The organism is Caballeronia sp. dw_19 (genome assembly GCF_018449515.1).
Lineage (GTDB): Bacteria > Pseudomonadota > Gammaproteobacteria > Burkholderiales > Burkholderiaceae > Caballeronia.
In genome coordinates, this window is record NZ_JAAVUQ010000013.1 from 112,209 (window position 1) to 137,004 (window position 24,796).

Genomic DNA, 24,796 nt, shown 5'->3' on the forward strand with positions numbered 1-24,796 from the left:
GCCAAGATGATCTCTTCACATTTCGAAAGCGACTACGGCTTTCGCAGGGACAGCGTCCGGCACGGCAACTGGCGCGAGGCGCCCTGGAATGTGTGGGCCTTTCGCCATGTCCACGAGTTGATCCCGACGGCGCGAATCCCGGCCGCGCCCGGTCTTCCCGAAGAACCCAAGGTCGATGCCGGCGCGCTGACCGAACATGAATTCGTGCTCGACGGCGAACGCCGCACGGTAGCGGCGATTCTGCGGCAGACCTCGACCGATGCCATCACGGTAATGCGAGCCGGGCGTTTCGTCGCTGATTTTCACGCGCCGCACTTTACCCTGCAGAGCCGCCACATCCTGTTTTCGGCTAGCAAGTCAGTCGCGGGCCTGCTCGCCGGTGTGCTCGTCGGCGACGGTCTTCTGGACCCTGAAGCCCCGGTCGCGCATTACGTGCCGGAGCTCGCGCATTCAGCGTTTGGCGACGCCCGCGTAAGGCACGTACTGGATATGCGCACCAGCCTCGCGTTCAACGAAGACTATCTCGATCCAACCGGCGTTTATGCCCGCTACCGCCGGGCAGGCCTGCTGGATCCACGGCGAGACGGTGAGCAACCGGAGACCGTGATCGGCTTCCTCGCTTCGCTGCCCAAAGGTGCGGGGGAGCACGGCGGTCCTTTCCATTATTGCTCCCCCAACTCGGACGTGCTCGGCCTTGTGATCGAGCGTGCCTCGGGCGAACGCTACGCGGACTTCGCGTCCAAGCGTCTGTGGCAGCCACTGGGGTTACGGCAGGACGGCTGCGTGACGGTGGACCTCGCCGGCACCGCGCGCTCGGGCGGCGGCCTGTGCATGACGGTGCGCGATCTGGCGAGAATCGGCGAGTTGGTACGCCTCGGCGGTACCGTCGGCAAGCGCAGGCTGATACCCGCGGACTGGATGAAAGATACGCTCTCGGGCGGGAGCGCCGAGGCATGGCGACGGGGAACCTTCTCAGCCTGGCTGCCGAACGGCAAGTACCGCAACAAGTGGCATCAGGTCGGCAACGCCAGCGGAGCCTGCTTCGCGATCGGCATCCATGGCCAGTGGCTATACGTCGACCCGTCACGGGAGACGGTGATCGCCAAGTTCTCGTCACAACCGGAACCGGCCAATAACGATGTCAAACTGCTGAACCTCGCCTTGTTCGAAGCGATCGCGGCGATGAAGTGAGGCCGCGGCGCAGGCTGTCGTATCGGCGCGCGAGCAAGTAAGCAAATTGGGGTGCAGAAGCGGGAGCGTCTGTTGTCGCATCAGTACACACCTCGCTCGCCAGGCACCTTGGATCGCCAGCATAGAGCCGACACATCGTTCCGCTGGACGGATCGGAGTTAGCCATGACGAGCCCTGGCATGACAGTGTCCGAGGCCAGCCAAGTCACTGGCATCGACGCGATGATCGACGTCTTACCGACCCAGCGCTCGGCTCGACCTAGCCCGGGTCCACTCAAGCAAGGTGTTCCACGACAAAGTCGACGAAGCTTCGCAGCTTGGGTGTCATGTAACGATCCGGAAGATAAACCAGTTGCAGTGGCGCTCTCGAAAAGTCCTCTTCCGGGAACAGTTGGACTAGTCGGCCTGACGCTATGTCGTTCGCCACCAGGAAGTCCGGCAGCATGACAATGCCAATGCCGCCCAGCGCGGCCATCAGGAGCGCCGGACCGTTATTTACCGTCAGTTGCCCCGACACCGAGATAGTGCAGCTCTTGGGCTTGTCGAAGCGCCATTCACGCTCTGGCTGAATGTAGTGGAAGCAGAGACAATTGTGCGAGGCTAATTCCTCGGGACTGCTTGGCGTGCCCTGTTCCGCGAGATAGGCTGGGGACGCGCAAACGATCCGGCCGAGGCCCCGCAGTGGCCGCGCAACCAACCCTACATCGCCAAGTTTGCCGAAGCGAAACACGGCATCGAATCCTTCATCCGCCAGATCGACCAGCCTGTCGTTTAGCATCAGTTCGACTTCCACCCGTGGATACGCCTTGAAGTAGTCCGCGAGCAAAGGCAAAAGCAGATGAGATCCCAGGGACACAGGTGCGCTTACCCGCAAGCGACCTCGCGGCTCTGAGCGCATTTCACGAGCTTCCGTTTCCGCACCATCGATTCTAGTAAGGATATCTATGCATTGGTCATAAAATGCCTTGCCTATCTCGGTCAAGCTGTGACGCCGTGTCGTGCGATTCAGCAGCCGTGCGCCGAGCCGTCGCTCCAGTTCCTGGATGTGGTTGCTGACCATCGTCGTCGACATACCACTTGCTTCAGCCGCTGCGGTAAATCCCCCCTTATCAACGACCCGCACAAAGACTTCCATACCCGTCAGACGATCCATTAACAACCTCTGCTTGATAAGCCCTAATCCATAGTGCCATTTTACCCAGTCTGGAAGTTAAATTAACCGTCAATAGTCGCCGGGTTCGTTCCTTCAACATTGCGCACCCGGCCCTCTCGCATTCAACGGCTGCTCCCGGCGAGACGCGGCAGCGACACTCTGGAACGGCCAATCCTAAGCGATTATCAAGCGAGGGCGGATAGTCCTTGAACCAGAGCCCTCTTTATCTCAAGCCGTCAAAGTCATTAAATGCAATCCATCAAGCGCCGCCACATCGGCGGCGGCAGGTTAACGACAAAGGATGGATTCATGGCCGTTTACACAATCATGGGAATGACCGGGAATGTCGGCACAACGGCAGCGACCAAGCTGCTCGCCGATGGAAGCGAAGTTCGAGCCATCGTTCGCCGCGAGGAAAAGGCGGCAGCGTGGCGCGCGCGAGGCGCGCAGGTCGTCGTAGGAAACCCCTACGACGGTGATGCGTTGAAAACCGCTTTTGACGGCGTGGACGGCATCTTCATCATGACGCCGACCTGGTTCGAGTCCGAAGACATGTTCGCAGAAAACACTGCTGCACTGAAGGCATTGAACGAAGCCCTGCGTGCGGTATCCCCCACGAAGGTCGTGCTGCTTTCTTCAATTGGGGCTCAACATTCCCACGGCACCGGCGCAATTTTAAAGCTGCACCACATGGAGCGCGCCTTCGCAGACTTGCCCGCCGTCACCTCGATCCGGGCGGGATGGTTCATGGAGAACTACGCTGGATTGATCACCTCTGTGCAGGAGACCGGCGTGCTGCCGAGCATGCTCAACCCGCTCGACCGCGAGGTGCCGATGATTGCCACCGCCGATATCGGTATGACTGTCGCTGCCGTTCTGCAGGCCGACTGGAGCGGGCAACGCATCGTCGAACTCGAGGGCCCTCGGCGATACTCTCCTCAAGATATCGCTGCCGCTTTGGCGACGGTCCTTGGAAGACCTGTAACAGCCCAGGTACAGCCCGAGTCGCAATGGCTTTCGACCTATCGCTCGTGGGGACTCACTTCCCGATCGGCCGACGCGATGGCCGAGATGCTAAATGGTTTCAACACCGGCTGGATTGCCTTTGAACGCCCTGCTACCGAAACCACGCGCGGAGGCACCTCGCTCGAAACTGCGCTCGCCGGAATGATTAGTAAGTCCATCGCATGAACACGATACGCAACGTCGGCCGTATGCCTGTACACCACGCGTGCTGCGCCATGCGGATTCCGTCCCGGTTCCTTTCGCGCGGGTGTGGCGACATCGATTTACACAAGGATTTCAGATGACAATTGGCAAACGCTTGATTAGTGCCGCCCTTGCAGCCCTGATAGCTTCATTCGTGTCCTCTCCGCTGCTCGCCCAGCAGTCGAAGGGAAAGATTCTTATCGTACTTTCAAGCGAGCATGTACTGCCGCTGAAAGATGGCAAGACGTTCGAGACCGGGTATTACCTCAACGAACTTACCGTACCGGCTCAAAAGTTCGCTGAGGCCGGATACGAACTTGTCTTCGCCAATCCCAAAGGTAACGTCCCGGCAGTGGACCAGTCGTCCGTCACCACAGATTACTTTGGTGGAAGCAAGGACGCGCTCGAATCGGCCCAGCGATTCCAGGGCACGCTGACCGGGCTCGCCCATCCGCTCACCTTGAACGAGGTCGCTCATCAGGACCTGAGCCAGTACAAAGCGATCTTCGTCCCGGGCGGTCCCGCCCCGATGATCGATCTCATGGCAAACGACGATCTGGGTTCCATTCTCCGATACTTTCATGCGCATCACCGCACGACGGTGCTCCTTTGCCACGGTCCGGTCGCGCTGCTGTCCGCGACGCGCGACCCTGCTTCGAACCAGGCAGCGCTGCAGGCTGGCAATGTCGGCCAAGCTCGCAGCCTGGCCGCAAAATGGCCGTATCGAGGTTACAGGATGACCGTTTTCAGCGACGAAGAAGAATCCATCGCGGCGAAGAACGTCTTTCATGCAGATCCTCTATTCACGCCGCAGCAAGGACTGGAAACCGCGGGAGGCAAGGTGTCGACGGTGGCGGGATGGAAATCGAATGTCGTGCAAGACCGGGAACTGATCACCGGACAGAATCCGGCATCCGATGCTGCCCTGGCCGATCTCACTCTGCAAACCCTGTCGGCTCGGAAGTAGCGATCGACACAGGCCCGTCTGCCTCCTCGATACAAGTTGTTCGACCTCGAACGCGGCCGGGTAACGACGAGATCACAGCTATTTCTCATGCTGCGGATCGTGGCGGCAAAGCATCTGCGCAGGACTTCCCGGCGTGAGAACCAAGCAGCTCCTCAGTCGCTTTTGACTGCCGGGCACTGCGCCCCCGGCCCAGCGTTTGGTTCGAATGAAATGTTCATTCACCTGACGATCAAGCCAAGCGTTAAACACTTGCCAGCCTATGGTCAATTATCTACGGGCCGGTTTTGATACCTTCCTGGTGGATATGGAGTATTAAAATGCAATCCTTAATAAATTTTTCAGCATGTCGCGAAGGCGGTTCCGTGAACAATTACAACGGCTGGCGCCGCCCTCGCATACTCGCGGTTATCCTGGCAGCTTTTCTGTGCCTGGGCGTCATGGCACTGGCAACATCCCAGTCCGCGTTCGCCGATCAGGTTGATACTGACCTAGCCAGCCGCTCGAATAAAATCCACTGGCCCACTTCGTTGGGCCCCGAACAAGCTGACCTTTTCTCGCACAACGAGATCATGATCGATGCGCCGTGCCAGACGGTATGGAATCACATCGTCCGTGCCCGACGTTGGCCGCAGTGGTATCCGAATTCTCATGACGTACGAATCTCCGGTGGCGGGTCAGTCCTGCGAGCCAGTACGCAATTCGGCTGGAAAACATTCGGGGTACATATCGATAGTACGGTTGCCGAATATTCTCCTGAAACACGCCTCGGGTGGTTCGGTAAAGGCCCGGACGTCACCGCATACCACACGTGGCTGCTCACCCCCTCGCACGGGTCTTGCCACGTCGTAACGGAAGAGGCAACCAAGGGACCCGCAGCGGTAGCCGGACGCAAGTCGGACCCTGCCGTGCTGCACCGGGGCCACGAATTGTGGATCACGCGGCTGAAAAAACTATCGGAAGGCTGAGGGGTATTGTCGTGACACCTGCGCATCGACGAACTCGGTCAGCGCAGTGCCCACCTATGCTCTGGCGACGGCTGACTCGAGCGCGCATTGATGGTCGCAAGTCAGCCGTAGTCGTGTGTGTTGCGAGCCGGGTCGTCACTATCAGGGACAATCTGCAAGTGCTCGATCGCGGCATCGACGAGTTGTTCGGCGTCACTTACGCCTTCAGCCGCCTTGGCGAGGCCCGAGAGGCGTCCGTCAATCAGCAACAACGCTAGTCCGTGGACATAAGCCCATGCGGCGGTCATTGCGACAGCCTGCGTCGCGTCCGGCCGCACCGTCACCTTTGCTTCGCCCTGCGTTTGCTCCGGATCGTCGCCGAAGACGCCGGCAAGGCCACGCATCGAAACCTGCCGCCCCTCGATCAGCGACGGCCGCGCCTGATCGAGCAGTTCGTTGCGCGACATGAGCCGGAACAGATCAGGGTCGTTCACCGCGAAGCTCACGTAGCCGCGCGCGATCGCCTTGCGTCGCGCCTTGCCGCGTTCAATACCCGTTGCGTGCTGGGCCATCGTCGCGGCCAGCCGCCGGTGACCGGTCGCAGCCAGTTCGCTCAGCACGCCCGCTATGTCGCCGAAGTGGTGTTGCGGCGCAGTGTGTGACACCCCGGCCTCGCGCGCAATCGCCCTCAGTGTCAGACCGCGCAGCCCGTCTCGCCGCAACACCGACTCCGCGGCCTGCAACAGCGCTTCGGGCAGCGCGCCGTGGTGGTAAGGCTTGTCGCGCGCCGGGCTGATCGGCGGTGTTTCCGCCGGCGTTCGCGCCGGCGTCTTGCGGTGTGCTGACGCTTCACTCATAACGATGAATCTGCTCCGATAGATTTTTACAATGAAAAGATATCTTGACCTCGCGGGACGATGAAGTCAAAATCTTTCCACTGGAAACATACGGAGCCGACGACATGAACCAGCTTGCCCAACCGCTTTCATACCGCTCGAATCATCCGCCGATCGACTTCGAAGCGGACTGTGGACCATTGTTCATACGCGGCGCGTTACCGGCCGGGCTGGAAGGCGCGCTGGTGCGCAATGGCCCGAATCCGCACCATCCGGATGCCGCGCAACACTGGTTTGCGGGGCACGGGATGGTGCACCGTTTCGAATTCTCGAATGGCGATGTTACATACCGGAACCGCTGGGTTCGCACGCAGAGATGGTGCGCGGAGCGGGCAGGCGCCGCCGCGGACGTCCGCGGTCTGGGCGCCGCAGCCCCGCAAGGCCTGGCATTCGACGACGGTGTCGCCAACACGAATGTGCTGATGCATGGTGGCCGGCTGCTCGCGCTGGAAGAAGCACATCCTCCGGTTGAGCTCGACGTGGCGACGCTGGGTACGCGCGGTCAGGTCGACTTCGGCGGCGTATTGCGGGGGGCGTTCACCGCGCATCCAAAGTGCGATCCGCGTACCGGCGAGTTGCTGTTTTTCAGCTACGGCGGAGCTGACGGACTCGGCGCGGAAATGACCGCCGGCAGCATCGATGCGAATGGCCGTGTGACGCGCGTGTGCCGGTTCGATGCACCTTACGCAAGCATGGTCCACGATTTCGCGTTCACGTCGCGTCATCTGCTGTTTCCGGTGGCGCCGCTGACCGCGAGCGCAGCGCGCGTGAAGGCCGGCGGTCCCGCCTATGCGTGGGAACCGGAGTTCGGCACGTTCGTCGGTCTGATGCGTCGCGACGGAAGCGGCGAGATTGAATGGTGGCAGGGTCCTGTGTGCTTCGTCTTTCACGTGATGAACGCATGGGAGCGTGACGATTGCATTCACATGGACGTGATGCAATTCGATGCGCCGCCGAATTTCCCCTGGCCGGATGGCCGCGCAATCGGGGATGTCGGCCATGCGCGTCTGTGCCGCTGGACGTTCGATCTGCGTCGCCCTGAGCGCATCGCAACCAGTGAGGTGATCGCCGATGCGACGGGCGAGTTTCCCCGCGTCGACGAGCGCTTTGCCGGCGCGCAGTATCGTCACGGCTGGCTTGCGGGGCACGCCGAACAAGGCGGCGGTCTCTTTACGCGGATCGTGCATATCGACCACGAACGCGAATCGCGGAAGGACGTCTACGTGCTGGACGATGACGACGCGACATCGGAGCCGGTGTTCGTGCCGCGGGAGGCAGGGTCGGAAGAAGGCGACGGCTGGATTCTCGCGGTGGTGTTTCGTGGTGTGCAGATGCGCAGCGATCTGCTGGTGTTCGATGCGCGGCATGTTTCGGCAGGGCCGCTCGCAACGGTCGAGATTCCTCACCGCGTGCCGAACGGTTTTCATGGTAACTGGATCGCGGCGCGCGACCTTGCGCTGGCGCGTGGATGACTGGACACTCTGGAGCTCGAGATGAATCTTCTTTTGGCGTTTGCCCCTTTTATCGCCTTCGCAGTGATTGAGCGCCTGGCCGGTGTGCCGGCGGGACTCGCGGCCGGCACGATCATCGCCGCCGTCTTGCTGGTGCGCGATCTCGCGACGGGCCGCCGCGTCAAGCTGCTGGAGGTCGGTACGGTCTTGCTGTTCGGCGCGCTTACGGCTTATGCGCTCACGAATAATGTGCAATGGTCGATCGCCGCGGTTCGGCTGCGCGTCGATGCGGGGTTGATGTTGATCGTGCTGGCGTCGATTGCTTTGCGGCAGCCGTTCACGCTGCAGTACGCACGCGAGACCGTTGGTCGCGAGCACTGGGACAGCCCGGATTTCGCGCGCATCAACTACGTGATCAGCGCGGTGTGGGCCATTGCATTCGGCGTGCTCGCGATGGCTGATATCGTGATGGCTTACGTGCCCGCGCTGCCACATTCGACGGGAGTCATCGCGACGGTAGTGGCACTTGTCGCGGCGATGAAGTTTACGTCATGGTATCCCGAACAGCAGGCGGCTAAGCGCGCGTGAACCAAGGAGTTGCGCCGACACGTCGGGCGTCGCCAGCCTCTGTAGGTAATTGACCGCACCAAGCAATTAACTCCAATATCTTTAAGCGCAAAGCAGCGCGAACTCACCGCTGGCGCGCCAGCACGGTAGCGATCACCGCTACCCCTTCAGACTGAAACGCGCAAAATATTGATTTCACGGCTTTCGGTGAACTATTATGGGTATGTACCCGTATTCCCCGAACGCAACGAAAGCCGTTCGTAATTTGTATACCGGCGCGTCCGATCGTCCGCGATGCAGCACGATTGCCTGTCCGCTGTTAGGCCCACTCACGGGAAATAACGGCAGATCGAAAGCTGCTTTCGACATACGAATACACATGCTCCGATTACCGCCGCGCTGCTGACAGTCTTCGTGCAACAAACGCGCGCCGCCGCGCTCGCTGCACTGTGCATCGAACAATGACATCGAGAGCTTGCGTGGATAAAACTGCTTACACGTTCGGCCCATTCCGGCTGAGTCCCGCAGAAGGCTCGCTTGTCCGCGATGGGCAGCGGGTCTCCCTTGGGCAGCGTGCGTTCGAAGTGCTGGTGTTACTGGTCGAGCGCGCCGGCGAGGTTGTCAGTAATGCGGAGATCGTGACGCGCGTCTGGCCGACGACGATCGTCGATGAGAACAATCTCCGCGTCCACATCACGTCGCTGCGCAAGGCTCTCGGCGAGAGCCAGAATCGGGGACGATACATCCTCAATGTGCCAGGCCGAGGATACCGCTTTGCAACGCAGGTCGAACGCCACAAGCCGGTACCCGATCAGCGCACCCTTCCTGCTGAATTACCTCTGCCACTGACGCGGCTGGTCGGGCGCGATCCCTTCGTCAACGAGATCAAGAAACTGGTCAGCGGGAATCGGTTCGTGACCATTGTGGGCGCGGGCGGTATCGGCAAGACGAGTGTAGCGCTCGCAGTCGCCAACGTACTCAAGGGCTGCTACAGGGACGGCTGTTTCTTCATCGACCTTGCCATGCTGAGCGATCCCGAACTGGTGTCGACTGTGGTCGCCGAAGCGTTGCGCGTACCGGTTGCGTCGGAGACGTCGCTCTCGGCGATCGTCAATCACCTTCAACATCGCCACGTCGCGCTGGTCTTCGACAACTGCGAGCACGTCATCGACCGGGCGGCGGAAGTGGTCGAAGCGGTGCTGCGGACCGCGCCCGATGTCCATGTTCTGGCCACCAGTCGGGAACCGCTGCGTGCGGAAGGCGAATCCGTCCGTCAGCTTTCGGCGCTCGAGGTGCCGCCCGAACTTGACACGCCGATGACCGCCGAAGCCCTGATCCGGTTTTCCGCCGCCGAACTCTTCGTGGAGCGGGCGGCGGCGGTCGTAAGCGATTTCACCCTCACCGATGCGCAGGCCCCGCTGCTCGCGGACCTGTGCCGCAAGCTCGAAGGTATTCCGCTCGCGATCGAGCTTGCAGCCGCGCGCATCGACATGTTCGGACTCGCCGGTCTCGTCGAGGAACTTAGCGACAGTTTGGCGCTCCTGACCAAGGGCCGCCGAACCGCGCAGCCGCGACACCGCACGTTACGCGCGACGCTCGACTGGAGTTTCGGATTGCTAAACGATGCCGAGAAAGCCGTATTCGGCCGGCTTGGCGTTTTCAAGGCGACATTCACGCGCGAATCGGTCGTAGCGGTCCTTCCAGATGACATATTCGATGCAGAAAGGGTCAAGGAATCGCTGAACAATCTCGTCGCAAAGTCGCTGGTCGTGCTGCAGTTTTCGAATGGCAGGGTATGTTTTCGCCTGCTCGACATGACGCGTGCGTACGCGCTGGAGAAACTGCATGACGACCCTGAGGCCAACCTCCTTCGTCAACGGCACGCGAGGCACTTTTATGAACGGGTGAGCGAGCCGGCATTCGAGCAAAGCATGAACGACGTGAACTGGCTGACCAGTTTCCGGCAGGTCGCCGCTGAGATCCGCATCGCGCTCGAATGGTGTTTTAGCGAAAGTGGCGACAGGAACCTGGGACTACTGCTGACCGCAGCGTCGTGGTTCGTTTGGGACAATCTGTCGCTGGTCGACGAATACATGTCGTATGGCCGACGAGCGCTCACCTTCATCGGTGCCCCGTCGAAACAGACGCTACGGGCCGAAGCCAAGATTCTCATTGCGATCGGCAAGGCGCTCTACAACACCCAGGGCAGCGCGCCGGAATTGCCCATACTCTATGGTCGAGTGGACGAAATCGCAGAACAGCTGGGTGACGTGGAAACGCGAACCATGGCCGCTCTTGGCACCTGGCGGTATCACCAGGGTCTCGGGCAACACGACGCGGCGCTGGTCGAAGCCGAGACGTACGCCAATCTGCATCCGGACACGCTGGGGCAAAGCATCTATATGACGATGCGAGGCATTACCCACGTTTATCAAGGCGATCTGCCGGCGTCGAGGGAATGGCTTTCGTCTGCATTGTCGGCTTCGGCCTCAGTGCCGGACAGCCAGCGAACACAGTTCCTGTATGTACCGCAGGTGATCCATCACGCAATGCTCGCGCGCGTGTTCTGGCTGGAGGGCAATTCGACACGTGCGGTTGAATTGGCGGACGAAAGTGTATCGGTGGCGATAGCCAGCAAGCACACGCTGTCCATTTGCTTTGCTACGGCGATGGGGGCGTGTCCCGTTGCGCTATGGGCAGGTGAACTGGCAATGGCCAGCCGCAACCTGGTGCTTCTGGAGGAGCATTCCGCCGCGTTGGCCGTGTCGTTCTGGCATCGGTTTGCTGAGGCCTATCGACGCTTTCTGACCACCACGTTTGCCGCGCTCGCCATGCCCATCTCGCGCCGGCGCTGCGATGACACGCAATGGGGCTATCGGCATTTCGAGGAATACAGCGTGCTCGCGGAAGGATTCGCATCGCCGCAGTTGATTGAGCGCGCCTGGTCCACGAACCCGATCTGGTGTTCGGCGGAAATCCTGCGCCTCGAAGCCTGCAAGCTACTTCGCGAGCGCGACACGACCGCTGTCAGCAGCGTGATCGAGATGCTGGCCCGCTCACTTGCAATCGCGCGCAAACAAGGCGCACTCGCCTGGGAGTTGCGCAGCGCGACGACGCTTGGCGGGATACTGCGCGATCAACTCAGGTTCGACGAGGCGCGAGCTTCGCTTGAGTCTGTGCTCGAACGGTTTCCCGACAAGTCTGCAACGCCGGACTATCAGGCTGCGTTGCAGCTGCTCGACAACTGCGCGCCGTAGTTCGCGGGCCCGTGAGTCGACGCCATCCGAAGAGTGGCAGCGCAGGCGTCCAGACATGCGACGCCAGCCATCACGCTCAGTTCACCACAAGCGCCGACGGATGCTGCGCAAGCGGCGTGACGTGGACGGAAGTCATGAACCGGTAGAGCGGCAACGCGGTGAGCAACGTGTGCAGTTCATCGTGCGATTCGACATCGAACACACTGTAATTCGCGAACTCCCCGGTCACGCGCCACAGGTGTCGCCACTTGCCCTCTGTCTGCAATCGCTGCGAGAAAGTTTTTTCCGCCGCTTGCAAACGCTCAAGCTCGGCCGGGTTCGTGCCTGCGGGAATGACAACCTGCATATGGACGAGATATAACATGGACACCTCCAACAGCGAGCCCGCCAACAATCTGATGCTATGCCGAAGCGTTATGCACTCACTACAGGGGAGTGACCCGACATCAAGTGATACAGGACGATGCCGTACTCCGAAGCGGATTGCTGGTTCTGACCGGTCAGCAATTTACCGTCGATGACAACGCACGGCGCATCGGTGCCCGCCTCCTGATAGCGCGCTCCCGTTTCTTCGAGCACCTTCTGCGGATAGCGCGGAATGAAACCCGCGCCGAAGAGACGCTCCAGTTCGCGATCGCCGGCAGCCGGATACCCCGTGACGCGCCGGCCGCGAATCAGTTCGGGAATATTGCCGAGTGCGATCGCTCCGTGACAGATCGCGGCGACGATCTTTTCACGCATCCAGAAATGCTCCAGCACTTTCGCGAGGTCCTTGTTCGGATAGAGGTCGAAGGTCGCGCCTTGTCCGCCGGCCACGTGAACGGCGTCGTACTGATCCAGTTCGACATCCTGCAGGGCGAGGGTCGTCGCAAGCCTCGCCATCAGCGAGGGATCGGACAGAAATCCCTTGCTGACCAGGTCGTGAGGTTCCGTCGTACCCTCCGCATAGGGATCGCTATAGGGAGACCAGCCGACCTTGCCACCCTTCGGACTGGCAAAATCCACCTCGACATCACGTTCGATGAGGTGCCAGTAAGGATGGGTGATTTCCGACAACCAGGCCCCGTTCTCGAAACTGGAAATAACAAAAAGGGCTTTCATGGCGCGCTCCTTGAATGATGATGTCGAGGGTATCCCGCTACGCAACGTGTCGCAATGATCGACTCCGGCGCAACAGGTCAATGACAGCTATGGATTTTCTTAGTATGACTACTCTTTCGTGGCGCGTATTGCTACCCGACCACGACTTCGCTCACTTGAACCACCGGAACGAGATCAGTGAAATTGATGATGTCACCAAAAATCGCATTGCCATGAAGCGCCATGCCGCCCTGGAACACATCCACCGATTCACAGAAAACGTGGCACATCGCGACATAGGGCGCCGGCATTTCGGGCGCTCCGCCGGCGAGACCTTTGTCGATCGTGTAGTACGCGCAAGCTTCCGCCAGCTTGGCCTTGACCATCGGCATATGGCGGTCCCGGTAATACTCATGATCGAACCGGGCTGCGGCCATGTTCGGGTACATCACGCTAACCTTGATCATGACGCGCTCCTTCAGCGGGAATGGCAGGGACCCATTGGGCAGAAATGTGACGGACGCCACATCACAAGGTCACGATGAGCCAATTCTCGTGCAGCCGGAACACTAGCAGCAACTAAAGCGTTGCTAAAGGTTGCTAACGCCCTTCAATGCATGCCACCCGCCGCCGGCATGTGAATAATGAGCGCGCCATTTCATCAGGCTTGGTCCACGCCGTCCTCGTTCTGCGAGGACAACTCGCGGCCAACCTTGATGACGACATTAAGCGCATGCCGAAGCCGAACCGCCTCCGCTGCGCCAAAGCTGTCTTCGAAGCGCTGATGGATCTCTTCCCACAGCGGCATCGCTTTGGCCAGCATGCGCCGGCCGGCCGCGGTGAGGTCGACGACACGTTCACGCCGGTCTTCGCCAATATCGAGCCGCACGAATTTATCGCGCTGGAGAGGCCGCAGATTTCGTCCCAAGGTAGAGCGGTCCATAGCAAGCACGTTGGCAAACTGATTTTGCGTAATCGGACCAACGGCCGCGAGGCGCGCAAGAATGGAAAACTGGGTCATCTTCAAGCCTGTGGGGCGGAGCGCTTCGTCGTACGCGGCGCTGAGTACTCGCGCCGCGCTGCGAAGGGTCGAGCAATTGCACTGCAAAGCTTTCATATCGATTTCCTGAGCACGATCGTTCGAGTATAGATAAATCCGTGCATATGCTCCATTCCCGTTGTGTCGCACCCGCAACCCTGCGTTAGCAGCAATTTATATCGATTTATTCGCGAATTCCGCTGCAGCGACCCATCATCAAATTGCGGGCGACGGTGCGAGCCGGACGCTCCTCGCGGGTTTTGAAGGTCGCGCTGCCGGAACAGGAGGCTGTCATGTCTTACGCGCCGATACTCACCGAATCGCAGCTTGAACGGGTTCGCGTCTTCACGAAACCGCGACAGGCCGCAGCCGATGAAGTGCTTTATGACCCTGACGACGACACGCCGCCGGTGTACGTCGTGATAGACGGCAATATCCGGATCATCTCGTTCGCGGGTGGCATCGAGCAAACGGTGACGACCTACTCAGCAGGCCAGTTTTCCGGGGAATTGCTGATGATTGCCGGCAGGCGATCGATCTACCGATGCCAGGCCGTCACGTCATCGAGCCTGCTCGAACTGAGCGCAGAAAATTTGCGCACGTTGATCGGCAAGGATGCCGAGCTAAGCGACATCTTCATGAAGGCGTTTCTCGCACGTCGTCTCAAGTTGTCCAGCGATGGTCATAGCAACGTGCTCATTCTGGGCTCACGTTATTCCCCCGGGACGCTCGCGCTTAGAGAATTCCTGACGCGAGACGGCCATCCTTTCGCCTACGTCGATCTCGACACCGATCGCACGGCTCAGGAAATGCTCGATCGCTTCGGCGTATGCAGCGACGACGTCCCTGTCGTGATCTGCAACAACGGAAAAGTGCTGAGAAATCCAACGCCGCGCGAAGTCGCCGAAGCGCTGGGTTTCAACAGGAATATCGACGATTCCCAAGTGCGCGACATCGTGGTCGTAGGCGCCGGTCCCGCAGGACTAGCGGCCGCGGTGTATGCCGCATCAGAGGGGCTCGACGTGCTCGTGATCGAGCGTGCTGCGCCCGGTGGACAAGCTGGCTCCAGCTCGAGGATCGAAAACTACCTCGGTTTTCCAACCGGGCTGTCCGGTCAGGAACTGGCGACAAGCGCGATCGCCCAGTCGGAAAAATTCGGTGCAAAGATCATGGTGGCACGCAACGTCGCACGCCTGAACTGCAATGAACGCCCCTACCGGCTCTCACTCGATGACGGCCAACAGATCCTCACCCACGCCATCGTGCTTGCCACCGGCGCCACGTACAACCAGCCGGCGCTGCCAAACATCGATCGCTTTACGGGTCGCGGCATTTACTACAACGCCACCTTCATGGAAGCCCAACTGTGCAAGGACGAGCCCGTGGTCGTCATCGGCGGCAATTCCGCCGGGCAGGCCGCCGTGTTTCTCGCACAGAACACTGCGGGCGTACAGATGCTGATCAGGTCGCATGGTCTGGCGGACACGATGTCGCGCTATCTGATCCAGCGCATTGAAGAAAATCCGCTCATTCACATGCACTTCAACAGCGAGCTCGCCGGCATGAGCGGCGATGACCACCTTGAAGAGGTGTCGTGGCTCGACAAGGCGACTGGCGAAGTGACCACGCAGCCGGTCCGCCATGTCTTCGTCATGACAGGCGCGTCACCAAAAACCGGATGGCTTGCCGGCTGCCTGTCGCTCGACCGACAAGGGTTCGTGCTGACGGGCCGCGATCTGGAAAATGCCACGCCGCCGCAGCCGTGGACGCTCACGAGACGTCCCTACATGCTCGAAACCAGTCTGCCAGGGGTGTTCGCCGTGGGCGACGCGCGTGCGGGAAACGTGAAACGCGTTGCATCGGCGGTGGGAGAAGGTTCCATCGTCGTGCACATGGTGCATCAGGTGCTGGCGGGAATTTAACCATGCCGCTCGCATGAGCCGCTCATTGACCACTCTTGTTCGATAACACGCCTGAATCGCGAGACCGGCAAACACGTTTCTGCGACCCAGGCAATTGCTCAACCCGCCGAGGAGGCTTGAATCATGAAAACCGCAAAGGAACTGCTGCTAGCGTACATCGATGGAAGCGCGCGCGAATCCGCTGCGCTCTTTGCCGAGAATGGCGCGCTCGAGTTGCCCTATCTGTCCGATCTGGGGGTTGAGCCGCGTTATGAAGGGCCAGCGAACATTGATGCATTCCTAACCTTTCTGCATGAACGGATGTACCCGGGTTTTCGTTTCGTTGATGTACAGATTTATATCGACACGCCCGAGCAGGCTTTTGGCGAATACACGATTCATCACCAATCGGGCATTTCCGGCAAAACGGTCCACCAACGCTTCTTTGGGCACTGCACCGCCGCGAACGGCAAGATCGTCCTGCTGCGCGAAGCACTCAACGTATTTGCCGCAGCGGACGCGATGTTCCCCGGCGGCCTGGCAGACGTTGTCGACAGGACGAGCGAACGATGAACCTCTCCTCTTCTCAAACGGATCATGTGATTCAGGCCGCACAAGCAGCCGTCACGACGACATTGCGCTCTCGCGCTGCCGCCGTCCTCGGCGCGCTGTGCCTCACGTTGCCTGCGTCCCTGCCTTCGGTGGCGGCCCAGCAGCGCGACGACGCCGTACCGCTCGACGCCGCCACCGAACACACGATCAAGACGCTGTATCGCAGTCTCATTGATGCGGAAAATCGCCACGACATAGAGGCCGTCCGGCCGTTCGTCTGGAACTCGTCCACAGCCGTATTCGTCGCGAAAACTGCGACGCCTGGCGAAGGGGGATGGGCGGGTTTCTGGGGTAACGATACGGTCCTCCAGCATCTTCAAGACATCTATAAAGGGCCGTTCTACATTGCCCCCGACTATGCTGGCGAAAGAGAAGTCGCGCTGTCGGCGGACGTTGTTCAAACCTATGTGCCGGTCAAGATCACCGTGGCGTATGCGGGACAAACCCCTGTACCGAAACCGTTCCTGATGATCCTCGAGTGGGTGCGAACCGGATCCGGCTGGAAAATGGCCACGGACATTGCTTTGCCGATTCCCTCCTGACACCGTCCGTCGAGGTCACGTGAATGTCCCGCGCTAGTCTATTCCGGACATCGCTACCCACGCCTCCTCCAATTCCCGGACTATATGTATGCCAGACCTGCCCGTAAGCGCTCCGGGCAACGTATTAGCGCCAGTTGATAGCGGCAGCCATGCCGGCGGTCAGATCCCGGAAACAGGCCAGTCGAACCCGACCGGCCTGCAGTCCGCGCAGGTTCAGGTCAGGAAACCCTTCGCCGTCCCATTGCATCGGTCACTACTGCATCATCGCGTGCTGAACCGCCGCCTTCTTCAAACGGCGGCTGATGGCGAAAACCCGCGCTGCCGGACACCACCGCGATGATGGCGCCGACCACCAGCGCCGCAAACGAATACCACGTCGCGCGGGCAATGCCACGCGCGGCCGTCTGCGCCGTTTGCATCGCGTCCTGCTGCGCATCGGCGCCGGCCGCCGCCGACGCTGCTCCCTCCACCGCTGCCTGCGCCTGCTGCCTGGCGGAATCGGCGAGCGATCCAGGCGGTTGATTACCCGCCGCCGCCCCGACGGTCGCAGTCGTCGCCGCGACGTTACCCGCCACGCTGACCGCCCCGCCAATAATCGATGTCATGCCATAGAGAAGCAGCAAGGTCATCACAGCCCACGCAAGCAAACCGTGAAGCCATCCGAGCACCGGCGCGCAACGCCCCGCAAAGTACGAACCGATAAACACGGCAAGAACGGTTGTAACAATCACCCACACGCCCGAGCCGAATCCAAAGACGCGCCCGGGATTTGGCTGCGACATGGGCGCGAGAAGAGACGCGCCTATCGCGGTCCCCAGCACGCTCATGATCAAATAAACGATCAACGACAGGATCACGCCGGCTATGACCGCGCCCCACGCGATACGGGGCAAGCCATCTTGAGTAGTCAGGAGTCGCATAGGTGTCCCCTCTGAACGGGAAGTCGATTGTCGAACGGATTGCCGACGACATTGCGCCGGGCAACCGCTCTCTGCAATCGCCGTTCCCACACTTTAGGGTCGGCTCAAGCTGGCATCTTCGTTGCAAGGTGTTACATACGAACCACGAACGCGCGATCTCGTTCGGTTCATCTGCTTGCAGAGCAGCAACATCCGCTTAATGCCGAGGGAATCGTGCACATCCTGTTTATTGACGACCATAAGGATTCAGCCGACGCGTTTGGCGCGATAGCGTCCGGCCTGGGGCACAAAGTTCAAGTTGCGTACGACGGCCACACCGCGATGGAGTTGATCCAGGCGCAGAGTTTCGATGTCGTTTTCTTCGACATCGAATTACCCGATGCCGATGGCCGGGAGCTATGCCGGCGCGTACGCAACGAAGGTGCGTCCCGCGACGCGTGTGTAATCGCGGTCACCGGCAGGACCGATCTTGGGGACAAGGACCTTGAACCGTTCGACGGTTATCTGCACAAGCCGATCAGCGCGGGCGCTTTGGAGCATGCGCTGAAATTCTCCGAAGGCTGAATCAGCGCATGGCGTTTTTTCGACCCTCGGCGTTCGTCGCAACGGCGATTGCATCGAGATTCTGCGGATACGGGAAGTTCAAACCGAGCAACTGCCGCATTGTCGGGCTGGCGTCCTTGACGAACGTTTCGCCGACCATCGCGCGCAAATCTTCCATCGGCTTGACGAATTTCGGCAGGTATTGAATCAGCACCGCGCTGCGATCCTGCGTGCTGTGGTTTGGCATCGCGCAATGCCAGGTCGCACCGAAGAAAACAATCGCGTCGCCGGGCTCCGCTTCCATGCGCTCGCAGCGCTCGAAGAAGGCATCGCCCTCGCCGGGATAACGCAATTCATGCTGCGTGTGCGGCACAAAAGCCGTCGCACCGGTTTGCGCCGTGAACGGATCGAGTGGAATGGTCACTTGCGCGTTGAGTGGAAAACTCGTGTTGATGCCAACGGGAAATGTCGTCGCCGCATGAAAATCCCAGTACGGGTAATCGATATGCGGCTCCTGTCCGGGACCGTCCGGCAAGATCCGGTTCGCTGCGATCGACCCCATGATGAAGTCGTCACCGAGAAAGAGCCGCATGGCCGCGACAATAGCGGGCTGTTCGGCCATCTCCGAAAACACGTCGCCTTTGGCAAGCAGATTCCACACGCGCCGCTGTAAATGCAACCGCTGATCTTCGGCCGCCTGTCCCTGAAAATGCGTGACCGTCTGCGCGCGGTCCTGCGAATGCGCCATCACCACGCGGCGCGCTTCTGCCACCTGCACTGCGCTGAACACGCCACGAATACGCACCGCGCCCGGTCCTCGCAGCAGCGCTTCAACGACTCCTTCAGGCGTCACCGCGCCGGCTTCCATGCTGTCCACAGCAGTCTCCCTGGACGAGTTCACGCAGCACTCCGGCTGCTAATGCACACAAGCATAGAAGACCGCTTTCACCAATGCAACGAAAATTTCACACGTTAATTCGGTGGAATTTAATTTCTATTTTAGAAAACCATAGCCGATGCGGCCCGCAGACGTACTTGATGGAAATCCATCATTTTTTTGAGTGAGCAGCAAGCGGTGGTCATCTATCGTTGTCTCAACAAGAAGGCCGTCCGGCGGTTGGACCTGACGGGAAGTGCTCAGACATCGCTTAAACATTGCTTGAAACATTGCTTGAAACACTAAATAAGCAGGAGACAACCCATGTCCTCGACTCCCGGCGTCAGCGGCGGCGATGCGGCCAAGCCCGGCCTCACCGACCCAAAGCTCGATGAGCGTATCGGCCAGCAGTGGTATCAGCCGCGCATTCCCCGCGCCGTTCTGAAAGAGTTGATGAAACGCAGCGACGCCGAAGGCCTCCGCAACTTCGTGCCATGGCTGTTGGTGCTGGTAGCGTCGGGTTGGGTGGCGGCGTTCTGTTGGGGAACGTGGTGGGCGGTGCCGGCCTTCCTGGTCTACGGCACGATCTATTCGTCCAGCGACGCCCGTTGGCACGAACTCGCCCATGGCACGCCGTTCAAGACCCGCTGGCTCAACGACGCCTTCTATCACCTGTCTTCGTTCATGACGATCCGCGAAGGCTACTGGTGGCGCTGGAGCCACGCGCGGCATCACACGCACACGTACTTCCAGGAGCGTGACCCGGAAATCCAGGTCGCACGGCCGACGCAGGTCTTGCCGATCATTGTCGATTTCTTCGGACTGCTAGGTAGTTCGCTAGAGATCCGCAAGGTCATCCGGCATGCGTTCGGCCGTGTAGATGCCACCACCGACGCGTTCCTCCCCGCCACCGAAAAGCCGAAGATGATCTGGTCATGCCGCATCTATCTGCTTGTGGTCATCGGCACGATCGGACTTGCCATCGCACTCCGTAGTTTCCTGCCGCTGATGTTCGTGTGGACGCCCCGTTTTTACGGCGGCTGGCTGCATCAGTTGCTCGGCCTGACGCAGCATGCGGGGCTCGCGGTCAACGTGAAGGACCATCGGTTGAATACACGCACGGTGTACATCAATCCGGTCTTCCGCTTTCTGTATCTGAACATGAACTACCACCTCGAACATCATCTCTTGCCGATGGTGCCGTTCCACGCGCTGCCGCGTTTGCATGAAGTCATCAAGGATCAGCTTCCGCCCGCTTATCCGAGCCTTTACGCGGTGTATCGCGAGATGGTGCCCGCGTTATGGAAACAGCGCTCCGAGCCAGACCATGTGATCGAACGCAAGGTGCCGGTTGAAAGCGGTCCGCACGGAACATTTGCGACCCAGTCGGGCATCTGAACAACTTTAACCACCCGGAGGCTTTTGTGGCCGTTGAAACGAATAACATCGAATGGGTCGTCGCCTGCGCTGCCAGCGAGATCGCCGAAGAAGACGTAATCCGTTTCGATCACGCAGGCGCGAGTTACGCGGTGTATCGGATCGCTGAAGGGTTTTTTGCATCGGATGGCTGGTGCACCCACGAACGCGCCCACCTCGCCGACGGCTTCGTGCTCAATCGGGAGATCGAATGCCCTCTGCATCAGGGACGTTTCGATATTCCCACAGGCAAGCCCAAAAGCCCGCCCGTCTGCGTGCATTTGAAGACTTACCCGGTGCGTATTGAAGGCGGCGAAGTGCTGCTCGGCGTACCGCCGCAAGCGACGGCCGCGTCATGAAAAACCGGGCCGCCATGGTGATTATCGGCGCCGGGCAAAGCGGAGCGCGCGCCGCCCATGCGTTGCGCGATAACGGCTGGGACGGCGAGATCACGCTGCTCGGTAACGAAGGGGTTGCGCCTTATGACAGGCCACCGCTCTCCAAGGCCGTGTTGCTCGGTCAGAAAACCACCGCGCAGTGTGCGCTGTATGACGATACGTTTTACTCCGAGCAACGCATCGACCTGCGTGTCGATGCAAGCGTTCAAGAGATCGACCGCGCAGCGCGCAAGGTGGTTTTGAAGGACGGCCATACCGTCGCTTATCAGCGCCTGCTGATCGCGACCGGCGCGGCGCCGCGTCGCTTGAACGTGCCCGGTGCAACGCTTGAGGGCGTACATGTCTTGCGTACGGCAGCAGACGCCGCAAGCGTAGCCGGCGAGTTGTTGCCGGGACGGAAGATCGCGATCGTGGGAGCAGGATTTATCGGGCTGGAGATCGCGGCGACGGCGATTGCAAGAGGCTGTGAGGTGATCGTAATCGAAGCGGCAGCGCGTGCACTCATGCGCGCCGTGCCGGAGATTGTCGCGGCGTATCTGGTGGAACGACACAGGCAGATGGGCGTGGACGTGCGCTTCGCCGTGCAAGTCGACCGGATCATCGGATCAAACATGAAACGCGTCACGGGCGTAAAGCTCTCGGACGGTACGACCATCGCGTGCGATTGCGTGATCGCCGGCATTGGCGTAAAGCCGCGCACCGAGCTGGCGGAAGCGGCGGGTATCGACGTAGCAGACGGCATCGCGGTGGATGACACGCTGCGCACCAACGATCCACACATCTTCGCAGCCGGCGATGTCTGCTCGTTCCCGCACCGGCTGTTCCGCCGGCGCATGCGACTCGAATGCTGGAAGAACGCGGAAGACCATGCGCGCATTGTCGCGCGCAACATGCTGGACCGCGGCGAGACTTACTCCGAAGTCCCGTGGTTCTGGTCCGATCAATACGACATGACCATCCAGATTGCGGGCATGCCCGCGTTCGGCGTGACGACCGTCGTACGCGAGACGAGCGCCGCATCGCGGGTCTTCTTTGCACTGGATCGCGATGGCGTGCTGGTCGGCGCGAGCGGCGTGGGCCAGGCAAGCGAGATCGCGCGTGACGTGCGCGTAGCACAGGAGTTGATTGCGCGGCGTGCGTGCGTTGAACCTTCCTTGCTCTCGGATCGCAGCGTAAAGCTCAAACCTCTCCTTGCCGTGGAGGCGCTATGACGCAACGGCTCGACATCTATCAGTCGCTATGGGCAATGGAGCGCCGTCATACCGATGGTCATGAACGTTCACTTGAAGACAACATAGCGATGATCGCGCAAGCGGGTTTCAACGGCGTCAGCGCTTCTTACGCATCGCGCGATGATGTGCGTCGGCTTAGCGGTTTGTTAAGACCGCTCGGCCTGCAAGCAGAAGCACAATGTTTTCCGCGTACGGTAGATGACCTGCAACCGATCCTTGAAATAGCCACCGAGTTCGGTGTGCATCACATCGACTTGCAGCCCGATGTACGCCCACGTCGCCTCGATGACGCGCTCAAGTTAATCGATGGATGGACGCGACTCGCCGAGCAGGTGGATTTTCCGGTGTATATCGAAACGCATCGGGACCGCATGACAACTGACCTGCATTTCACGCTCGATCTGCTCGATGCCCGGCCGGATCTGAAACTGCTCGGCGACATCTCGCACTATCTGGTCGGACGTGAATTCGCGCTGCCCGTGTCCGATGAAAACCACGCGGACATGCACCGGATTCTCGACCACTCGTGGGCATTTCACGGCCGTGTCGCGAGCCGTGAACAGGTGCAGATAGAGATCTCATTCGAGCCTCACCGGATCTGGGTAGATCTGTTTCTTGACTGGTGGCGTTATGGCTTTGCATCGTGGCAACGGCGTGCCGGTCCCGACGACACCCTGGTCTTCACGTGCGAACTCGGACCCAAGCCTTACGCAATCATCGGTCGCGATGGCAACGACACGACCGATCGCTGGGCCGAATCGCAGTTGATGCGCGACTGGATTCGGGAACTCTGGAATGGCCTGAGCTGCCAGGAAAAACCCGCACAGTTAGCGCTTAGTCGCTGAGCGGAAGGTTTTCGCGTAACAACACCGTGACCGGAATTTGCTGCGGCAACGCCACGCCGGGATCGCGATGATAGTGCCGCAAGATGATTTCGATGGAACGCATTGCTTCGGCGGCCGGGTTCTGGTCGAGCACCGCGTCAAGCGTTCCTTCAATGAGCAAGCGCCGCGAAATGTCGTTGAGTTCGTGGCCGACGAACACTGTCGAGCGAACCCGGTCGAGTGCCTGGAGCGCCGCGCCGACGCCTTCATCGCCGACTGAAATGTTGTAGATCCCGCGCAGGTCGGGATAACGCCGGAAGGCGTCGCGAGTGAGGCTTTCGGTGACCGCCGATTGCTCGCGGCTCTCGACGGTCTCCACGATGTCGCAGTTAGGGAAACGCCGCCGCAGTACCGAACGGAAACCGCTTTCGCGTTCTTCGTGGCCGAGGAAATCATGCATGCCCGTCATCACGAGCACCTTGCCGCCCGCATCGCCGAGAAAGCGGCCCATCAACTCGCCCGCGACGCGTCCGGCGCCGCGATTGTCGATACCCACGTACGCAAGCCGTCCCGTTCCCGGCAGGTCGCTGGCGAGCGTGACGACCGGCATCGCGCGGCTGACCAGACGCAGTGCCGCCGTGATGTCGGGATGCTCATACGCGACGATGATCAGCGCGTCGGCCTTCTGCGTCGCGCGGCTGATGGTCTCGACCACGCGCGCCGGTTCGAGGTTATCGAAGTAGGTCACTGCGCAGATCACGCGCTGCGCTTCGAAGGTCTTCTGGGCAATTTCGAAACCCTGCTTGAGATAGACGTAATACGGCGCAACGGGTTGTTGCAAAAGGATTGCTATGCGCAGCCATCGCACCGATACCGCGTCGAGCGCCCGATCGATCTTGAGCTTGCGCGCCCATTCGAGGACGCGCCGTTCCTTCTCGCGCGAGACGCCGCCGCGGCCGTTGAGCACGCGGTCCACGGTTGCCTCGCTGACGTCGGCGGCCTTGGCGATGTCGGCCATGCTCGTTTTGCGGCGGTTGGTCGGGTCGGGCATGAGCCTTATACGGTTTAGGGGATGAACCACGGGACTGGACTGATGATCGCACTCGCCAATGGTGTTAGTGGTCGGGGTTTATGCCGGGGTGGTCGGTTCTGGGTTAGTGGTCGGTTCTGGGTTAGTGGTCGGTTCTGGGTTAGTGGTCGGTTCTGGGTTAGTGGTCGGTTCTGGGTTAGTGGTCGGTTCTGGGTTAGTGGTCGGTTCTGGGTTAGTGGTCGGGGTCTATGCCGGGTTGGTCGGTTCTGGGGTTAGCGGTCGGAGTCAGTGCCGGGTTGGTGCTTTCGGCCGTGGTGGTCTGCGAGAGTCGGATTTTCTCTTTATCACTATTAGCCACTGTGCGTGGCGGCACGTCATTTCTTTGTCCAAAGCGACAAAGAAACGAAGCAAAGAAAGCGCTTTCAAACACGCTACCCTAAGTGTCCACAGCGTGCAGTTTTCATTCATAGGTGCCCCAAAAGCACGGTGCTCGCCAGAGCTCCGGATGTGTGAACCCCTCCTTCTCCGAACACCGATACCCACACGCTTCGCCACCAGTGATTGAACCTGCCCAAGGAGCACCCCGCGCTATCCGCGGACGACCGACCACCAAATTTGTACGCGCCTCGGACCTCGTCGCCAACCCTGCTGGAAACGAGGTCGCGAAGATGCGGGCGGCCGTAACCGACGAAGATAGCTGTACAGAACGCGCAGCCAATTCACAAAAACTGAAGCAGTAAACACAAAC

24 protein-coding genes are annotated in these 24,796 nt (G+C 60.2%); 15 read left to right on the forward strand and 9 right to left on the reverse strand.

Translation table 11 applies throughout. The features are described from left to right. The first annotated feature begins 6 nt into the window (after positions 1-6). Entirely contained in the window at positions 7-1,191 is a 1,185-nt protein-coding gene (locus HB376_RS19125; protein WP_213765232.1) for a serine hydrolase, read from the forward strand. Positions 1,192-1,464: 273 nt separating this feature from the next. Here HB376_RS19125 and HB376_RS19130 read toward each other — a convergent pair whose 3' ends face one another. Further along, complete coding sequence (locus HB376_RS19130) at positions 1,465-2,343, reverse strand: LysR family transcriptional regulator (protein ID WP_213765233.1); 879 nt, start codon at positions 2,341-2,343, stop codon at positions 1,465-1,467. Between the two features lie 249 nt (positions 2,344-2,592). Between HB376_RS19130 and HB376_RS19135 the strand changes: the two genes are divergently transcribed. The 3 genes from HB376_RS19135 to HB376_RS19145 all read left to right on the forward strand — a co-directional run bounded on the left by HB376_RS19135 (position 2,593) and on the right by HB376_RS19145 (position 5,484). Further along, positions 2,593-3,534, forward strand: a complete 942-nt coding sequence (locus tag HB376_RS19135) for an NmrA family NAD(P)-binding protein (protein ID WP_213765234.1) — start codon at positions 2,593-2,595, stop codon at positions 3,532-3,534. A gap of 115 nt (positions 3,535-3,649) precedes the next feature. After that, positions 3,650-4,519, forward strand: coding sequence for a type 1 glutamine amidotransferase domain-containing protein (locus tag HB376_RS19140; protein WP_213765235.1), 870 nt, complete (start codon positions 3,650-3,652; stop codon positions 4,517-4,519). Between the two features lie 362 nt (positions 4,520-4,881). Continuing rightward, positions 4,882-5,484 carry an SRPBCC domain-containing protein gene (locus tag HB376_RS19145; protein WP_213765236.1) on the forward strand — a complete coding sequence of 201 codons (603 nt, stop codon included), beginning with the start codon at positions 4,882-4,884 and terminating at the stop codon, positions 5,482-5,484. Positions 5,485-5,585: 101 nt separating this feature from the next. Here HB376_RS19145 and HB376_RS19150 read toward each other — a convergent pair whose 3' ends face one another. Further along, the gene (locus HB376_RS19150) at positions 5,586-6,320 is read right to left on the reverse strand and encodes a WHG domain-containing protein (RefSeq protein ID WP_213765237.1); all 735 of its coding nucleotides are present in this window, start codon (positions 6,318-6,320) and stop codon (positions 5,586-5,588) included. Between the two features lie 104 nt (positions 6,321-6,424). Between HB376_RS19150 and HB376_RS19155 the strand changes: the two genes are divergently transcribed. From HB376_RS19155 to HB376_RS19165, 3 genes are all read left to right on the forward strand, one after another. Further along, positions 6,425-7,831: a carotenoid oxygenase family protein gene (locus HB376_RS19155; protein ID WP_213765238.1), complete on the forward strand. Its 1,407-nt coding sequence runs from the start codon at positions 6,425-6,427 to the stop codon at positions 7,829-7,831. Between the two features lie 21 nt (positions 7,832-7,852). Next, a complete protein-coding gene (locus HB376_RS19160) occupies positions 7,853-8,398 on the forward strand; it encodes a hypothetical protein (RefSeq protein WP_213765239.1) in 546 nt (181 codons plus the stop codon). Positions 8,399-8,856: 458 nt separating this feature from the next. Then, on the forward strand, positions 8,857-11,634 hold the full coding sequence (locus HB376_RS19165) for a winged helix-turn-helix domain-containing protein (protein ID WP_213765240.1): 2,778 nt from the start codon (positions 8,857-8,859) through the stop codon (positions 11,632-11,634). A 76-nt stretch (positions 11,635-11,710) separates the two neighbouring features. On the opposite strand, the gene HB376_RS19170 is transcribed toward HB376_RS19165, so the two are convergent. From HB376_RS19170 to HB376_RS19185, 4 genes are all read right to left on the reverse strand, one after another. After that, positions 11,711-11,998, reverse strand: a complete 288-nt coding sequence (locus tag HB376_RS19170) for a muconolactone Delta-isomerase family protein (RefSeq protein ID WP_213765241.1) — start codon at positions 11,996-11,998, stop codon at positions 11,711-11,713. 50 nt (positions 11,999-12,048) lie between these two features. Beyond that, the gene (locus HB376_RS19175) at positions 12,049-12,735 is read right to left on the reverse strand and encodes a type 1 glutamine amidotransferase domain-containing protein (protein WP_213765242.1); all 687 of its coding nucleotides are present in this window, start codon (positions 12,733-12,735) and stop codon (positions 12,049-12,051) included. Positions 12,736-12,866: 131 nt separating this feature from the next. Continuing rightward, positions 12,867-13,181 carry an EthD family reductase gene (locus tag HB376_RS19180; protein ID WP_213765243.1) on the reverse strand — a complete coding sequence of 105 codons (315 nt, stop codon included), beginning with the start codon at positions 13,179-13,181 and terminating at the stop codon, positions 12,867-12,869. A 194-nt stretch (positions 13,182-13,375) separates the two neighbouring features. Next, on the reverse strand, positions 13,376-13,831 hold the full coding sequence (locus HB376_RS19185) for a MarR family winged helix-turn-helix transcriptional regulator (protein WP_213765244.1): 456 nt from the start codon (positions 13,829-13,831) through the stop codon (positions 13,376-13,378). A 215-nt stretch (positions 13,832-14,046) separates the two neighbouring features. On the opposite strand from HB376_RS19185, the gene HB376_RS41640 reads away from it, so the two are divergent. The 3 genes from HB376_RS41640 (at position 14,047) to HB376_RS19200 (ending at position 16,808) form a co-directional block, all read left to right on the forward strand. Then, complete coding sequence (locus HB376_RS41640) at positions 14,047-15,675, forward strand: FAD-dependent oxidoreductase (RefSeq protein WP_213765245.1); 1,629 nt, start codon at positions 14,047-14,049, stop codon at positions 15,673-15,675. A gap of 123 nt (positions 15,676-15,798) precedes the next feature. After that, positions 15,799-16,227, forward strand: coding sequence for a nuclear transport factor 2 family protein (locus tag HB376_RS19195; RefSeq protein WP_213765246.1), 429 nt, complete (start codon positions 15,799-15,801; stop codon positions 16,225-16,227). Further along, positions 16,224-16,808: a hypothetical protein gene (locus tag HB376_RS19200; RefSeq protein ID WP_213765247.1), complete on the forward strand. Its 585-nt coding sequence runs from the start codon at positions 16,224-16,226 to the stop codon at positions 16,806-16,808. Before HB376_RS19195 ends, HB376_RS19200 begins: the two co-directional genes overlap by 4 nt. 218 nt (positions 16,809-17,026) lie before the next feature. Here HB376_RS19200 and HB376_RS19205 read toward each other — a convergent pair whose 3' ends face one another. After that, complete coding sequence (locus HB376_RS19205; RefSeq protein ID WP_213765248.1) at positions 17,027-17,728, reverse strand: YrzE family protein; 702 nt, start codon at positions 17,726-17,728, stop codon at positions 17,027-17,029. 213 nt (positions 17,729-17,941) lie between these two features. On the opposite strand from HB376_RS19205, the gene HB376_RS19210 reads away from it, so the two are divergent. Next, positions 17,942-18,292 carry a response regulator gene (locus tag HB376_RS19210; protein ID WP_213765249.1) on the forward strand — a complete coding sequence of 117 codons (351 nt, stop codon included), beginning with the start codon at positions 17,942-17,944 and terminating at the stop codon, positions 18,290-18,292. Between the two features lies 1 nt (position 18,293). On the opposite strand, the gene HB376_RS19215 is transcribed toward HB376_RS19210, so the two are convergent. Next, complete coding sequence (locus tag HB376_RS19215) at positions 18,294-19,172, reverse strand: phytanoyl-CoA dioxygenase family protein (RefSeq protein WP_346730527.1); 879 nt, start codon at positions 19,170-19,172, stop codon at positions 18,294-18,296. Positions 19,173-19,472: 300 nt separating this feature from the next. Here HB376_RS19215 and HB376_RS19220 point away from each other — a divergent pair, with 300 nt between their 5' ends. Genes HB376_RS19220 through HB376_RS19235 form a run of 4 tightly spaced genes read left to right on the forward strand, consistent with a single transcriptional unit; the run spans position 19,473 to position 23,039 of the window. Then, positions 19,473-20,546, forward strand: coding sequence for a fatty acid desaturase (locus tag HB376_RS19220; RefSeq protein ID WP_213765250.1), 1,074 nt, complete (start codon positions 19,473-19,475; stop codon positions 20,544-20,546). Positions 20,547-20,572: 26 nt separating this feature from the next. Next, the gene (locus tag HB376_RS19225) at positions 20,573-20,923 is read left to right on the forward strand and encodes a Rieske 2Fe-2S domain-containing protein (RefSeq protein ID WP_213765251.1); all 351 of its coding nucleotides are present in this window, start codon (positions 20,573-20,575) and stop codon (positions 20,921-20,923) included. Beyond that, on the forward strand, positions 20,920-22,173 hold the full coding sequence (locus HB376_RS19230; protein ID WP_213765252.1) for an FAD-dependent oxidoreductase: 1,254 nt from the start codon (positions 20,920-20,922) through the stop codon (positions 22,171-22,173). Before HB376_RS19225 ends, HB376_RS19230 begins: the two co-directional genes overlap by 4 nt. After that, positions 22,170-23,039 carry a sugar phosphate isomerase/epimerase gene (locus HB376_RS19235; protein ID WP_213765253.1) on the forward strand — a complete coding sequence of 290 codons (870 nt, stop codon included), beginning with the start codon at positions 22,170-22,172 and terminating at the stop codon, positions 23,037-23,039. The genes HB376_RS19230 and HB376_RS19235 overlap by 4 nt, the downstream gene beginning before the upstream one ends. Here the strand turns inward: HB376_RS19235 and HB376_RS19240 are convergent. Continuing rightward, entirely contained in the window at positions 23,029-24,036 is a 1,008-nt protein-coding gene (locus HB376_RS19240) for a LacI family DNA-binding transcriptional regulator (RefSeq protein ID WP_255631434.1), read from the reverse strand. The two genes, HB376_RS19235 and HB376_RS19240, sit on opposite strands and share 11 nt — an antisense overlap. Between the last annotated feature and the right edge of the window lie 760 nt (positions 24,037-24,796).